Annotated in this window: 12 protein-coding genes and 1 tRNA gene; 6 read left to right on the top strand and 7 right to left on the bottom strand. The window is 32.8% G+C overall.

Going from position 1 to position 14,182, the window contains the following annotated elements; all coding sequences use genetic code 11:
- The first annotated feature begins 1 nt into the window (after nucleotide 1).
- Nucleotides 2-1,057 carry a phytase gene (locus tag CLU81_RS14530; protein WP_099710460.1) on the top strand — a complete coding sequence of 352 codons (1,056 nt, stop codon included), beginning with the start codon at nucleotides 2-4 and terminating at the stop codon, nucleotides 1,055-1,057.
- A 175-nt stretch (nucleotides 1,058-1,232) separates the two neighbouring features.
- Here the strand turns inward: CLU81_RS14530 and pckA are convergent, their stop codons facing one another.
- Both pckA and CLU81_RS14520 read right to left on the bottom strand, forming a co-directional pair.
- Nucleotides 1,233-2,837 (bottom strand): phosphoenolpyruvate carboxykinase (ATP), encoded by a 1,605-nt coding sequence (gene pckA, locus CLU81_RS14525; RefSeq protein ID WP_099710459.1) that lies wholly within the window; start codon nucleotides 2,835-2,837, stop codon nucleotides 1,233-1,235.
- Between the two features lie 300 nt (nucleotides 2,838-3,137).
- On the bottom strand, nucleotides 3,138-3,524 hold the full coding sequence (locus tag CLU81_RS14520; RefSeq protein WP_099710458.1) for a DUF423 domain-containing protein: 387 nt from the start codon (nucleotides 3,522-3,524) through the stop codon (nucleotides 3,138-3,140).
- Nucleotides 3,525-3,718: 194 nt separating this feature from the next.
- Here CLU81_RS14520 and CLU81_RS14515 point away from each other — a divergent pair, with 194 nt between their 5' ends.
- Nucleotides 3,719-5,083, top strand: a complete 1,365-nt coding sequence (locus tag CLU81_RS14515; protein ID WP_099710457.1) for a saccharopine dehydrogenase family protein — start codon at nucleotides 3,719-3,721, stop codon at nucleotides 5,081-5,083.
- Between the two features lie 82 nt (nucleotides 5,084-5,165).
- Here CLU81_RS14515 and CLU81_RS14510 read toward each other — a convergent pair whose 3' ends face one another.
- From CLU81_RS14510 to CLU81_RS14490, 5 genes are all read right to left on the bottom strand, one after another.
- Entirely contained in the window at nucleotides 5,166-6,392 is a 1,227-nt protein-coding gene (locus tag CLU81_RS14510; protein ID WP_233209712.1) for a M56 family metallopeptidase, read from the bottom strand.
- Entirely contained in the window at nucleotides 6,389-6,760 is a 372-nt protein-coding gene (locus CLU81_RS14505) for a BlaI/MecI/CopY family transcriptional regulator (RefSeq protein ID WP_099710456.1), read from the bottom strand. Before CLU81_RS14505 ends, CLU81_RS14510 begins: the two co-directional genes overlap by 4 nt.
- Nucleotides 6,761-6,876: 116 nt before the next feature.
- Nucleotides 6,877-7,842: a DUF6624 domain-containing protein gene (locus CLU81_RS14500; protein ID WP_099710455.1), complete on the bottom strand. Its 966-nt coding sequence runs from the start codon at nucleotides 7,840-7,842 to the stop codon at nucleotides 6,877-6,879.
- 28 nt (nucleotides 7,843-7,870) lie between these two features.
- Entirely contained in the window at nucleotides 7,871-8,293 is a 423-nt protein-coding gene (locus CLU81_RS14495; protein WP_233209711.1) for a hypothetical protein, read from the bottom strand.
- A gap of 743 nt (nucleotides 8,294-9,036) precedes the next feature.
- Nucleotides 9,037-10,425 carry a dipeptidase gene (locus CLU81_RS14490; protein WP_099710453.1) on the bottom strand — a complete coding sequence of 463 codons (1,389 nt, stop codon included), beginning with the start codon at nucleotides 10,423-10,425 and terminating at the stop codon, nucleotides 9,037-9,039.
- A 109-nt stretch (nucleotides 10,426-10,534) separates the two neighbouring features.
- Between CLU81_RS14490 and CLU81_RS14485 the strand changes: the two genes are divergently transcribed.
- The 4 genes from CLU81_RS14485 to CLU81_RS14470 all read left to right on the top strand — a co-directional run bounded on the left by CLU81_RS14485 (nucleotide 10,535) and on the right by CLU81_RS14470 (nucleotide 13,994).
- Nucleotides 10,535-10,616, top strand: a tRNA-Leu gene (locus CLU81_RS14485).
- Nucleotides 10,617-10,919: 303 nt separating this feature from the next.
- Complete coding sequence (locus CLU81_RS14480; RefSeq protein WP_099710452.1) at nucleotides 10,920-11,765, top strand: class I SAM-dependent methyltransferase; 846 nt, start codon at nucleotides 10,920-10,922, stop codon at nucleotides 11,763-11,765.
- Between the two features lie 268 nt (nucleotides 11,766-12,033).
- Nucleotides 12,034-12,996, top strand: coding sequence for a hypothetical protein (locus CLU81_RS14475; RefSeq protein WP_099710451.1), 963 nt, complete (start codon nucleotides 12,034-12,036; stop codon nucleotides 12,994-12,996).
- A 239-nt stretch (nucleotides 12,997-13,235) separates the two neighbouring features.
- Nucleotides 13,236-13,994, top strand: a complete 759-nt coding sequence (locus tag CLU81_RS14470) for a hypothetical protein (RefSeq protein ID WP_099710450.1) — start codon at nucleotides 13,236-13,238, stop codon at nucleotides 13,992-13,994.
- Nucleotides 13,995-14,182: the final 188 nt, after the last annotated feature.

The raw sequence follows: 14,182 nt of genomic DNA, 5'->3' as shown, positions 1-14,182 counted from the left end.
AATGAAAAATAAATTTATACTTACTTTTTTACTTTCGAGCGTTTTATTCATCGCTTGTAAAGATGATAAATTAGCACCAATTGTTGCAAATGCTGTAAAACCAACCGTTGTAACCGAAGCTTTACCTCACGATACAGACGATCCTTCGATTTGGATTCACCCAACAGATGCGTCAAAAAGTATTATTGTGGGAACCGATAAAGATACAGATGGTGGTTTGTATGCTTTTGATTTAAAGGGAAAAATCGTTGCAAAATCAGAAGTTTTAAAACGCCCAAACAATGTCGATATCGCTTATGGTTTAGTAATCGACGGAAAAAAAATTGACATTGCCGTAACTACAGAACGTGAATCGAATAAAATAAGAATCTTTAGTTTACCTGATTTAAAAGCAATTGATAATGGCGGGATTCCTGTTTTTGAAGGCGAAGAATTACGCGACCCAATGGGAATTGCTTTGTATACCAGAAAAAGCGATAATAAAATATTTGCAATTGTAGGCAGAAAATCCGGACCATCTGGAAGTTATTTATGGCAATATGAACTTTCTGGAAATGGTAAATTTGCTGCTGCAAAAGTGGTTCGTAAATTTGGCGCTTATAGCGGAAAAAAAGAAATCGAAGCCATTGCAGTTGATAATGAATTAGGAACTGTTTTATATTGCGACGAACAATTCGGGATTAGAAAATATAAAGCTGATCCTGCTTTAAATGATAATAAAGAAATCGCTCTTTTTGGAAAAACAGGTTTCAAAGCTGATAATGAAGGAATCGCGATTTACAAAAAAACAGATTCTACCGGATATATTTTAGTTTCAAATCAACAAGCCAATACTTTTATGGTTTATCCAAGAGAAGGTTCAAAAGGCAATCCAAACAATTATCCTTTATTGGCAGAAATTCCAACATCGACTATTGAATGTGACGGTGCTGATGCAACCAGCATAAACTTAGGTGGAAATTTTAAAAATGGTCTTCTTGTAGCCATGAGCAACGGAATGACTTTTCATTATTATGCTTGGGATTTGATTCAAGCTCGTATCGACGCTAAAAAATAGTTGTTTCAAGTTTCAAGTTTGAATTCTGAAATTGATCCTCACAATATTGTCAGGCTGAGCGAAGTCGAAGTCCCGCAAAGAAAAGCACTTCGACTTCGCTCAGTGTGACAACAAAAAAAACAAAAAAGCTGTTCATCACTGAACAGCTTTTTTTAATTTGAATTAGTAACTTTCCTTATTCTGTAATCGGTGCGCCTGCCAAGATTTCGGCATTTGCAAATTCTTCAAATTTGGCAAAATTAGCTTTGAATTTTTGAGCCAATTCTATTGCTTTTTTATCGTACAATTCTGGATCTGCCCAAGTATTTCTTGGATCTAGAATTTCATTTGGAACGTTTGGACAACTTTCTGGTTGTGCAATTCCAAATACTTTATGATTTTTAAATGATACCGTATCCAATTCTCCTTTTAATGCTGCAGTAATCATTGCACGAGTATATTTCAACTTCATACGACTTCCTGTTCCATAAGGTCCGCCTGTCCAACCTGTGTTGATCAACCAAACTTTTACACCAGCATCTTCCATTTTCTTAGTCAGCATTTCTGCGTAACGAGTTGGATGCAACGGCATAAATGGCGCTCCAAAACAAGCCGAAAAGTTAGGTTGTGGTTCTGTTACTCCAGCTTCTGTTCCTGCAACTTTTGCTGTATATCCAGAGATAAAATAATAAGCTGCTTGTCCAGGAGTTAATTTTGAGATTGGAGGCAAAATTCCGAAAGAATCTGCCGTTAAGAAAAATATATTTTTAGGATTATGTCCAATAGATCCCGGCTGAATATTATCAATATGTGTTATTGGGTAACTTACACGAGTATTTTGCGTGATTGAAACATCATCATAATCAACTTCGTTTGTTCCCGGTTTGAAAACTACATTTTCTAAAAGAGCTCCTTTTTTAATCGCTCTGAAAATGTCCGGTTCGTTTTCTTCCGTTAAATTAATCACTTTTGCATAGCAACCACCTTCAAAGTTGAAAACTGTATTTTCTGCAGTCCAACCGTGCTCATCATCTCCAATTAACTTACGTTCCGGATCTGCTGATAAAGTAGTTTTTCCTGTTCCTGATAATCCAAAGAAAATTGCAGTATCTCCAGCTTCTCCAACATTTGCACTACAGTGCATTGGTAAAGTATTTTTGAAAACCGGCAAAATGAAATTTAAAGCAGAAAAAATTCCTTTTTTCATTTCTCCTGTATAACCAGTTCCTCCAATAAGTGCCACTTTTTTAGTAAAGTCAAGAATCGCAAAATTAGACTGACGTGTTCCGTCTACAGCAGGATCTGCCATAAAACTTGGCGCACAAATCACTGTCCATTCTGGCGTAAAGTTCGCAAGTTCAGACTCTTCTGGTCTTAAGAACATATTATAGCAAAACAAGTTTGACCAAGCTGTTTCTGTAACAACGCGAACATTTAATCTATAATTTGCATCTGAACAAACATAAGAATCACGTACAAAAACTTCTTTGTCTGATAAAAACTTAGTTACCTTATTGTATAATTTTTCGAAAGCTTCTGTTGAAAACGGAATATTGACATTTCCCCACCAAACCTGATCTTCAGTTATACTATCTTTTACAATAAAACGATCTTGTGGAGAACGTCCTGTAAATTCACCTGTATTAATTGCCAAAGCTCCAGTAGAGTTCTCAACACCTTGGCCTGATTGCAAAGTAATCGCATGCAATTCATCTGCAGATAATTGGTAGCGAACTTTTGCATTTTCAATTCCTAAATCATTTAGCGAAATCGATTGCGTGAAAACTGTGTGACTGTCCATAAATTTTTAGTTGTGTGTGATAATTATAAAAAGCAAAATTATAGAATTTATTATTAAACCTTTAAAAATATTTCAATTTCACTTTAATTTATATCAATAAAGTAAAAATTGATCTTTAAATTTAATAAAACAAAAAAATAACCGCTTTTAATTTGTTTTCTTATAACCTTATAAATGAATTTGTTACATTTTTTTCTAATTAAAGTAAAAAACAAAATAAATTCACATAAATAAGATTATATGTTATTTATGAGACAAAATTAAAGATTAATTTTTAGATAGAATTTTTTATTCGGGATTTTATGATTTTCTCCTCAAAATCGTAACAAATAATAACGCCCAAGCAATAATTAATAAGAAACCGCCCAAAGGAGTTGCGAATACGATAATTTTAAAATCGAATGAACTGATGCTTTTTGTAGCCAATAAATAGATTGAGCCGCTAAAAAGAACTACACCGGCAACAACTAAATTATAGATTGTTTTTAAGGTTTTTTCGGCGATGTCTTTTCTTGTAGATAAAAAGAATAAAAAAAGAGCATGATACATTTGGTAACGAACTCCAACTTCAAAAGTATTTAATTCTTCGACAGATAAATACTTCTTTAATAAATGGGCTCCAAAAGCACCTAAAATAATAGCTAACATTCCGATAAAAGCTCCTGTTAAAACAATTCTTCTTTCCATAGTTTCTCTACTTTCTTTTTTTATAAAACAAAAATACTTCAATAGAATTTAAAAAGCTTTTTACTTTTAAAAAATCTTTCATTAAAAGGAAATCCGCCACATTTTAGCATTAAAATAAAAAAGAATGTATTTTTTCTAAATTAAAATTGTTACATATATAACATTTTAATATATTTGTGTTATAAATTTAAAACATGAGAAGCATTTTAATTATTGGAGCAGGCAGATCTGCATCGTCATTGATACGATATTTGTTATCTAAATCTGAAAGTGAAAATCTACATCTTATAGTAGCCGATCTTTCTTTGGCTCTAGCCGAAAAAAAGACGCAGAAGCATCCCAATGCAACTCCAATAGCTTTAGATATTTTTAATGCGCCCGAAAGAAAAGCTGCAATAGAAAAAGCTTCAATCGTAATCTCGATGTTACCGGCACATTTGCATATCGAAATTGCCAAAGACTGTTTAGAATTTAAAAAACACCTTGTAACTGCATCTTATATAAGTGATGCAATGCAAGCATTAGATGAAGAAGCCAAGAAAAACAACTTGATTTTCATGAACGAAATTGGTCTCGATCCGGGAATCGACCATATGAGTGCCATGAAAGTTATTGATGAAATTAGAGCAAAAGGTGGCAAAATGTTGCTTTTTGAATCATTTTGTGGTGGTTTAGTCGCACCGGAATCTGATAATAATTTATGGAATTACAAATTTACCTGGGCGCCTAGAAATGTTGTTTTGGCCGGACAAGGCGGTGCAGCAAAATTTATTCAGGAAGGAACTTATAAATATATTCCGTACGGAGCTTTATTTCGTAGAACTGAATTTCTTGAAGTTGAAGATTACGGCAAATTTGAAGCTTATTCTAACCGTGATTCTCTTAAATACAGATCGATTTATGGCTTAGACGATATTCTTACCTTATATAGAGGAACAATTCGAAGAGTTGGTTACTCAAAAGCATGGAATATGTTTGTGCAATTAGGAATGACAGATGATAGTTACATCATGGAAGGTTCAGAAAATATGAGTTACCGCGAATTCGTGAACTCATTCTTACCTTATCATCCAACGGATTCTGTAGAAATTAAAATGAGATTGATTTTAAAAATCGATCAGGACGATATTATGTGGGACAAACTTCTTGAATTGGATTTATTTAATCCTGAGAAAAAAGTGAATCTCCCAAATGCAACTCCGGCTCAGATATTAGAAAAAATACTTTCGGACAGTTGGACGCTTGAACCAAATGATAAAGACATGATTGTAATGTATCATAAGTTTGGTTACGAACTTAATGGCGAGAAAAAGCAAATTGACTCAAAAATGGTTTGCATTGGCGACGATCAAACGTATACAGCAATGGCAAAAACGGTTGGATTACCAGTTGCAATGGCGACATTATTGATTTTGAATAAAAAAATTACAACTCCTGGCGTACAACTTCCTATAAAAGAAGAAGTGTATCAACCAATTTTGAAAGAGTTAGAAGAATATGGGGTTGTTTTTAACGAACAAATTATGCCCTATTTTGGATACAATCCAGATTTGTTCTAAGATCTGGATTGCTTGTTTTTTAGAATTTTTTTTTTAGTTTTTTATTTATCCGCTTCTAGGCAAAAGAAGCGGATTTTTTTTGTTACGATGCCGCCTGAATCGATATTGGCAGACTGTACATTACTCTAACAGGTTTTCCTTTTATAGTTCCCGGTATCCATTTTGGAGAACGTTTCAAAACACGAATTGCTTCAGCACCAATTCCATATCCGGCATCTCTTAAGACTTTTATATCAGACAAACTTCCATCTTTTTCAATTATAAACTGTACATAAGCTTTTCCATTAATTTTGTTCTTTGTAGCTTCAGCTGGCATCTTAAAATTTTGTCCAACAAACTTATAGAACTCTGTCATTCCGCCTGGATAATCAGGTTTCAATTCGACATCTGTTATTGAAACATAATGTACTTTTTCTGGATCAGTAATTTTGTTCAACACTTCTTGTGCTGAAGTTTTCGTGCTGAAAACAAACAATAATAAGCTACTAATTACACCAATACTCAAAACTTTGAGCATACTTTTAACCGGAGATTTTTCTTTTGTCATCATTATAAAACGTTTTTTAGTTATTTGATAATTAATTGTACTCGCTAACCCAATATTACTTTTGCTGGAAACCATTTCAAGCAACAAATTTTGATAATCCGAAACTGAATTAAACTGATTATTTACTGCTTCATCTGCCAAGAATTCATGATTTAGTTTTATGGCTTTTTTATAAAGATTCATAAGTGGATTAAACCAGAATATTATTTGCAAAATCTCGATAAACAGAATATCCAAAGTATGTTTTTGCTGTAAATGTGCTTGTTCATGCGTTAATAATTCTAGCGGAATTTTATCGTTCTGAAACTCTTCTTCATTAATAAAAATGGCATTCCAGAAAGAATGTGGCAAAATCGCCTCTTTTATCAAAACCACTTTATGATTGTGTATAAGCTGAGTTTTATTGTTTCTCATTTTTTTATAAAAAGAAAACAAATTCAATACAAAACGGAAGACCAGAATAAGTGCAATAATTACATAAACTACACCTAAAACATACATTATGATTTCGCTGTAATTGACTTTTTCTGCAACAACTTTATTGGTTCTAATTACGATTCCGTCCAATTCAATCATACTTATTTTTGCTAAAAAAGGAAGTTCAAATGAGAACAATTGCAACGGAATAATTAAACTAAAAACCAAACTTCCGAGTAAATAAGCACGATTAAAACGAAACATTTTTTCGTTTTCTAACCATAATTTATATAATGCATAAAAAACCAAAAGCAGTATTCCTGATTTTAAAAGATAGTTTATCATTTTTTCTTTTTTTGAATTTCTGAATCGATTATTTTCTTGAGCTCTTCTAATTCCGAAGTTGATAAATTAGTTTCGGTAGTAAAAAAAGAAGCAAATTGTGATGCCGAATTATTAAAAAAACTACTAATTAATCCGTTTACGTGTTTGGAAAAATAAGCTGTTTTTTTAACCAGCGGATAATATTCCCGTGAATTCCCGAATTCATTATACGCTACAAATTTCTTATCGATCATTCGTTTCAAAAGCGTTGCAACCGTTGTTGTTGCAGGTTTTGGTTCGGGATATGCTTCGAGTAAATCTTTCATAAAAGCTTTTTCAAGCTTCCAAAGATGCTCCATTAACTGTTCTTCTGAGTTTGATAATTGCATATTTTTTATTTTTAAGGTTCTGAGGTTCTAAGTTTTTTTTGCCACATATTAAATAGATTCTAAAATTCTTATTTCTATAATCTTTCCTCTATAATTTTGCTTCTAAAATCCGCAGACTATTTCGTTTTTTTCTGTTGACTTATTCTTTCCAATTCCGGGAGTTCTTTTTTATACGCTTCGACATCCCAATTTATGCCCATTTTTTTCACATAATCCGCTATTGGACCCAAACCAACTTCTGCACGTCTTTTATCAACATTATCAGGATCTTCAAGCGGTAAAACAAAAGCTTTTTGACCAGGAATCATCGAAATTTGACTTCCGTAAATTTGCTTGTGTCTTTCTCTTAAAGCCACTCTATCTTCTAGATATGCTAAATTACCAGGATTTGCATTGCCTTTTTTTACTGCTTCTCTCATCATTGGCAAATATTTTTGCTGATATTTTAAATCAGAGTGCTGTATTACCAAAAATAAAGTCTGATTTGCCTGTGATCCTACTACATCTTTTCCAACCCAGCCTTTTTCATCCAGAATTTTAATAACTTTAATTAAATTTATACTGTCTTTGTGCATCATGATTTTTCCGATGCTGTCAACAGCTTTACTTCCGGAACCTTTCTCTTTATAAACTTTCATGAAATCTCCACGAATTCCCTGATCTTCAGCATAAATAGCCAAAAGTTCTTTTTGCAATGGCTTATCGTAATTTACTTCAAGAATATCTAATTTTTTTTGAAGCTTATCAATAGTTTTTTGCCATTCTTTCTTATCATGCAAAGGTTTTAAATCATTATCAATCTTAATATGTGTAATGCTTTCGTATCCATTATCAATTGCCAAATCCAACCAATCAAATGCTTTTTTATCATCTTTAATTAATGCCGCCGAACAAGCTGCGTTGTACAAATCGGTAGCATCTTTATGCTCAATTTTAAATGCCTTTTCATAATACGAAACAGAGTTTTTATAATCTTTGACATCATAACAAGAATCGCCTTTTTGAACAAATTCTTTATAGGTTTGAGACTGCATCGAAAAGCAATTCACTAAAATAAAAAAGATCACGATTGGTTTTTTCATAAATTTTAGGTTAGTTAGTTTAGTAAGGTTATTTTATTTTTTGTACCGAAATCAATTCTCCGTTATTGTATTTTTTAATTTCGACGATTTTCCCTTTATCTGAATAGAATTTCCAATCTCCAAAATAAAACCAATGCGTTTCTATTGCATTAGATTCTAATTTTGTTTTTCCTTCTGATTGTACTTTTCCGTTTTCATAATAATATTTTACAATGCAAATTCCGTTTTTGTATTTCTCTGTTTTGTAGATTTTTCCGTTAATGTAGGATTTCCACTTTTTTATGGGTTCGTCATGTTTATAATATTCAAATGATTTGTACCTCACATTATCTTGTGTATAATCATCGATCCAAACACCTTCTTTCTTTTTATCAATCTTTTGATTGATGGGTTTGCTTTTACAACTTAAAAGCATCATTCCGCAAAAAAATAGTAAAAGAAGGTTTTTCATATCTCGAAATCAACTCTACATTTATAGATGTTTCTCTACAAATGTAGAGATTAATTTTTAATGACCAAGAGAATTTTAAAAAAAGTTTTTTTTTAAGGTTCAAAGAAACAAAGACTCAAAGGGACAGAGGTTTAGGAGAATGTGTACAACGGCAAAGTTTTTTTGAATAGACTCCAACTTTAGCTGGGGTTTACAGAAAAATGCGAAGTAATTGGCTTTAGCCGATTTTTTTAGATTCAAAGCAACAAAGAGCTTGAATAGACTCCAGCTTTAGCTGGGGTTTGGAATAAATGCGAAGGAAATGGCTTTAGCCGAATAAATTTTCAAGCGCTTAAATATTTTGGCTAAAGCCATTTCTTTTCTTTACAAAAAACTCCAGCTAAAGCTGGAGCCTATTCAATTACGATATAAAAAACCTTTGTTACTTTATATCTCTGCACCTTTGAGCCTAAAAGAAAAAAAACTTTGTCCCTTTGAACCTTTAAACGCAATATTTTGCGTCTCTACAAGAAACCTTTGTACCTCTTTTAAGCGTTAGGGATAGAGGCGGTATCTCCCGATTTAGAAAAACAAGGCTTTTTTGCCGTAGTTTTTGTTAATCGGGAATATAGCCGAAAGCCCGACCGAAGGGAACGCCCAAAAACATATTAAATTCCATAAAAAAAATCCGCTTACTCTAAAAGAATAAACGGATTGTATTTTTATACCTAACAGGTTTTGAAAACCTGTTAGGATAATAGAATTTACTTAGAAAGCTCTACAAAATATTTGTAAAACAACGGAATAGTTTCGATTCCTTTTAAGAAATTAAAGATTCCGAAATGTTCGTTTGGCGAGTGAATTGCATCGCTGTCTAAACCGAAGCCCATAAGGATTGTTTTGCTTTTTAATTCTTTTTCGAATAAAGCTACAATCGGAATACTTCCGCCTGAACGAACCGGAATTGCCGGAACTCCAAAAGTCTCTGTATAAGCTTTGTTCGCTGCCTGATATCCAACGCTGTCAATTGGCGTAACATAACCTTGTCCACCGTGATGTGGCGTTACTTTTACGGTAACTCCAGATGGTGCAATGCTTGTGAAATGTTTGGTGAAAAGCTCCGTGATTTCATGCCAATCCTGATTTGGAACCAAACGCATTGAGATTTTAGCAAATGCTTTGCTCGCAATAACGGTTTTTGCTCCTTCGCCTTGATATCCGCCCCAGATTCCGTTTACGTCTAATGTTGGACGAATCGAATTACGTTCGTTAGTTACATATCCTTTTTCGCCATACACATCATTTAAGTCTAAGGCTTTTTTATATTTTTCTAAGCTGAAAGGCGCTTTTGCCATTTCGGCTCTTTCTTCAAGAGATAATTCTTGTACGTTATCGTAGAAACCAGGAATCGTAATATGATTGTCTTCGTCATGCAAAGAAGCGATCATTTTTGCCAAAACATTAATTGGGTTCGCCACTGCTCCACCGTATAATCCTGAATGTAAATCACGATTTGGACCAGTAACTTCTACCTCTACATAACTCAAACCACGCAAACCTGTCGTGATCGACGGTTGTTGATTAGAGATCATTCCGGTATCTGAAATTAAGATTACGTCATTTTTCAGTTTCTCTTGATTACGTTCTACGAACCAAGCCAAACTTGCTGAACCTACTTCTTCTTCGCCTTCGATCATGAATTTTACGTTACAAGGCAAAGTATTGGTTTGCACCATAAGCTCAAGCGCTTTTACGTGCATGTACATTTGACCTTTGTCATCGCATGCTCCACGAGCAAAAATTGCTCCTTCTGGATGAATTTCTGTTTTTTTGATTACTGGTTCGAATGGTGGTGATGTCCATAATTCGATAGGATCTGGTGGTTGAACATCATAATGTCCGTAAACTAGAACTGTAGGTAAATTTGGGTCGATTATTTTCTCTCCATAAATGATTGGATACCCCGGAGTATCGCAAATTTCGACAAAATCGCAGCCTGCTTTTGTTAAACTTTCCTTAACAGCCTCTGCAGTATCGATCACATCTTGCGAATATGCAGTGTCGGCACTTACCGACGGAATTTTCAATAATTCGATCAATTCACTGATAAACCGATCTTTATGTTGTTGAACGTATGACTTAATATTTTCCATTTAAATTATTTTTATAGAAATTCAAAAATACAAAAAAGAGAATTAATATTTTTTTTGAAAAAATGTTTTGAAATCTAGAAGTTATGTTTATCTTTGCACCCACAATTGAGCGGATATGGTGAAATTGGTAGACATGCCAGACTTAGGATCTGGTGCCGCAAGGCGTGTAGGTTCGAGTCCTATTATCCGCACTGAAAAAGCTTCTGAGAAATCAGAAGCTTTTTTGTTTTTACATACTTCTGAGTTTTACTTCACGTCTTTTTAGAAACAAAAACATACTAAACAACTACAAATCAAATAAATACAATTAAAACAATTGCTATTTTTAAGATTTCTTCCTTAACTTTGATAAGCTCAAAACACTACAATATCTTCACCTATTTGACTGCATGGAAACCGATTTCCAAAATTTTGTTTCGGTTATAAAAATCAGCGTTTATTACCTTAATAATACTGCTTATTCAAATTAGATCTTTCATTTAAAAACAAACCAAATGGAACCAAAACTTCAAGAAATTAGTGAACAGCAAAAAGCAGCTTGGAATAAATTTTCTCCAGGTTGGAAAAAATGGGATTTTGAGATTCTAGACTTTATGCGACCTTTTGCCGATGAAATTATTGATCTTATAAACCCGAAAGGTTCAGAGGTAATTCTGGATGTTGCTGCAGGAACCGGCGAGCCCGGATTGAGTATTGCGTCTATGCTTTCGGGCGGAAAAGTAATTATTACAGACCTTGCATATGATATGCTTACGATTGCGCGCGAAAATGCGATTAAAAAAGGAATTCCAAATGTTGAATTTCATGCCTGCGATGTAAGTGAACTTCCTTTTCCTGACAGCACATTCGACGCGATTAGCTGCCGAATGGGTTTTATGTTTTTCCCTGATATGCTCTTGGCTGCTCAGGAAATGTTTCGGGTTTTAAAACCTGGCGGAAAAATTGCCATTGCAGTTTGGAGTGTGCCAGAGAAAAATTTCTGGGTAACTGCCATTGGCGGAACCATTAACAGAAACATGGAATTACCTCCGCCTGCGCCCGAAGCTCCCGGAATGTTTCGTTGTTCGAGACCTGGTTTTATGATGGATATTTTTAGTCAGGCGGGTTTTAAACACATTTCTGAAAAAGAAGTAATTGGCAAATTAAACTGCGGAACAGCCGACGTTTACTGGAACATGATGACCGAAATTGCCGCTCCGTTTGTTGCCGCTCTCAGCAATGCCGATGATGCCATGAAAGAAAAAATAAAACACGAAGTTTTTACTTTGATCAACGAAAGATACCCTGAAGGAAATGTAATAATAGATGGAGATGCACTTATAATTTATGGTGAGAAATAACAATTCTAAAGTGAGAGTTTAACCTTCTCACATTATAGCTGAAAGTCTAAGACAAATTATCCGTACTAAAAAAAGCTTCTGATTTCTCAGAAGTTTTTTTGTTTGATCACAATTTTACCTATTTGTTGTTAAAGTTGTTAATAAAGAATTTACTACAATCTCTGAGCTTCCTTTTCTATTTTTAATTTTGAGAACTAATTAAAGAAATTTTGTTTATTCCCTAATTCAAAAATACTTTAACTATTAACATTAATAATATTTTCTAATAATGGATTATTTAAACTCCTTTTTTCAAAACATTAAAGATAAATTAAGTAATCCTTTTTTCGGAACACTTATATTAATTCTAATTATTAATCATTGGGAACTTTGGTATTCATTATTCAATTTTGACAATAACTATTCTAGAAACGCTAAAGTTTCACTGATAAGAAATCTTGTTGATTACGAATTAACCCATTATAATATTTTTATAGATATTACAAATGCGGTAATCATCACTATAGTTGGCTACATAATCATAGTAGGAACAAGAACACTATCAATGCTAATTGAGTTCAAAATAATGCCCTATATAACAGGCAAAGTTATAAACAAAAATGTTGTTTTAAAATCAACTCACGACGAAACCGTTACAGAGAGAGATGAATACTCAGAAAAGTATGAAGAACAAAGAAAAAATGTTAGACTATTATCAAAAAATTATGATGAGCAAATTGAGCAAATCAAAAATAAAGATTTTGAATTAGCTAAAGCAATGGAGTCAGTTTCACAAATAACAAAAGACCTAAATTCTTCCCAACAGAAATCACTAAACATAGAACATGAATTACAAAAATCACTAAGCCAAATCAAAATTTTAGAATCTGAAACAAGAGAACAGAGAGATAATTTAGCAATTATGTTGAATAATTTAAATGAATTTAGAAGTCTCTTTTTTAATGAAGAAAACAAGTCTTTTTGGGATTCACCTCATAAATTTCCAACAATTATTATAGATAAAGTTAGAGAAATAAAAGAAGCAAATAAGTGGGAGCAATTTCTAGATGTTGCAAACCATCTTGAAGTCGGAGGAACCATGGCTTCTAATAGGATTATTGAAATAAAAGAATTTGGAGTTATTAATCAAGAGGAAGGAAGAAATTTTAAACAATTAAGTCCTATAGGTGAAATTATTTTTAAATATAGGTCGATTTTAGAAAATATAGAAATTGATTATGACACTTTTTAAAAATTTGCAAATCTAATTTTAAAGTATTTTTCAATGATTAATCTCAACATTCCAATTCCCAAACACAAGGAATCCCCTAAAGAAACTTAGCAAAAAACAAATAAATTGTTGTCGATTATAATTACATATGGAACGCTTTATGAAACCTCCAAAAAATCATTTACTTTATCGTAACAACAAAATTTAGTTTGTCATTCTTTTTTAATTTAGATTCGTGACACAAAAGAAAAACTAGACAAATGATGGAAAAATATTTTTCAGGATTTTTTAATAATTGGTGGAAACCCATAATATTCTGGATTATTTCTATCATACTTTTAATAGTTACTAACTCTTTTAATAATCCTATTTTAGAAAAGATTTGTTTTACGATATTCTGTCTCGGATTATTAGGTTTATTAATTTCAGCATTTTACCAATTATCAAAAAAGAAATGGCTTAAAACAATCTTGACCTTAGCTTTATTTGGCGGAACAATATTTATTGGTATCATTTTCGTTGTTACGATGTTTTTCATTGACCAAGAAACTCCAGATACTTGGGCTAAAAACTTAAAAATTCCAAAAAACATACAAATCGACAATCCTGCCGACATGGAATTTGGAAATAATTTTGACTCCAAAAAACCAGACAGCATAACAAATAGAATTGTTGAACACACAGAATTTCAGCTTTACAATTCAGTTCAGCCTGGAATTTATGAATATGAATTTTGGGTTGGAAAAATAGAACGCGGAACAATCTATTTAAAGGCTTTTGAAATCACTCAGAATGTTGCACTTTCTGATGATAGATTACCCGAAAGAAGTTCTATTAAAATTTACAATCCTACAGATAGTATAAAAAAATTTAGCTCAACTGATGATTTTACAATTTACGAAGGCGATTGGGGACAACATTACGCCGGAAGATTTGAAGTTTGGTTCAAACCGGAAAATGGAAAAGCAGAAAGAAAATTACTTTCTAAAAATTATAAGATTGAAGGATGGATGCGATAATGCATTCTAATTGAGAAGACAGATTGAAATTTGTTAAACACAACCAAAATCTTTGTCGATTATGATTGCGTAGAATGGATTAAAATCCATCCCTACAATATAGTTCGTTCCGCTGGAACTCTGCATAAAATTCCGAAGGAATGATTTATTTTGTAGCAAGGGATTTTAATCCCTTGAACGCAACGTAA

Origin of the sequence: Flavobacterium sp. 9 (assembly GCF_002754195.1) — a bacterium.
Classification (GTDB): domain Bacteria; phylum Bacteroidota; class Bacteroidia; order Flavobacteriales; family Flavobacteriaceae; genus Flavobacterium.
This window is presented reverse-complemented; position numbering and strand designations above follow the sequence as displayed.

Bases quoted from the DNA above. Each gene is read 5' to 3' on its own strand.
- CLU81_RS14530 (WP_099710460.1), top strand. From the start codon at position 2: ATGAAAAATAAATTTATACTTACTTTTTTACTTTCGAGCGTTTTATTC.
- pckA (WP_099710459.1), bottom strand. From the start codon at position 2,837: ATGGACAGTCACACAGTTTTCACGCAATCGATTTCGCTAAATGATTTA.
- CLU81_RS14520 (WP_099710458.1), bottom strand. From the start codon at position 3,524: ATGGAAAGAAGAATTGTTTTAACAGGAGCTTTTATCGGAATGTTAGCT.
- CLU81_RS14515 (WP_099710457.1), top strand. From the start codon at position 3,719: ATGAGAAGCATTTTAATTATTGGAGCAGGCAGATCTGCATCGTCATTG.
- CLU81_RS14510 (WP_233209712.1), bottom strand. From the start codon at position 6,392: ATGATAAACTATCTTTTAAAATCAGGAATACTGCTTTTGGTTTTTTAT.
- CLU81_RS14505 (WP_099710456.1), bottom strand. From the start codon at position 6,760: ATGCAATTATCAAACTCAGAAGAACAGTTAATGGAGCATCTTTGGAAG.
- CLU81_RS14500 (WP_099710455.1), bottom strand. From the start codon at position 7,842: ATGAAAAAACCAATCGTGATCTTTTTTATTTTAGTGAATTGCTTTTCG.
- CLU81_RS14495 (WP_233209711.1), bottom strand. From the start codon at position 8,293: ATGAAAAACCTTCTTTTACTATTTTTTTGCGGAATGATGCTTTTAAGT.
- CLU81_RS14490 (WP_099710453.1), bottom strand. From the start codon at position 10,425: ATGGAAAATATTAAGTCATACGTTCAACAACATAAAGATCGGTTTATC.
- CLU81_RS14480 (WP_099710452.1), top strand. From the start codon at position 10,920: ATGGAACCAAAACTTCAAGAAATTAGTGAACAGCAAAAAGCAGCTTGG.
- CLU81_RS14475 (WP_099710451.1), top strand. From the start codon at position 12,034: ATGGATTATTTAAACTCCTTTTTTCAAAACATTAAAGATAAATTAAGT.
- CLU81_RS14470 (WP_099710450.1), top strand. From the start codon at position 13,236: ATGATGGAAAAATATTTTTCAGGATTTTTTAATAATTGGTGGAAACCC.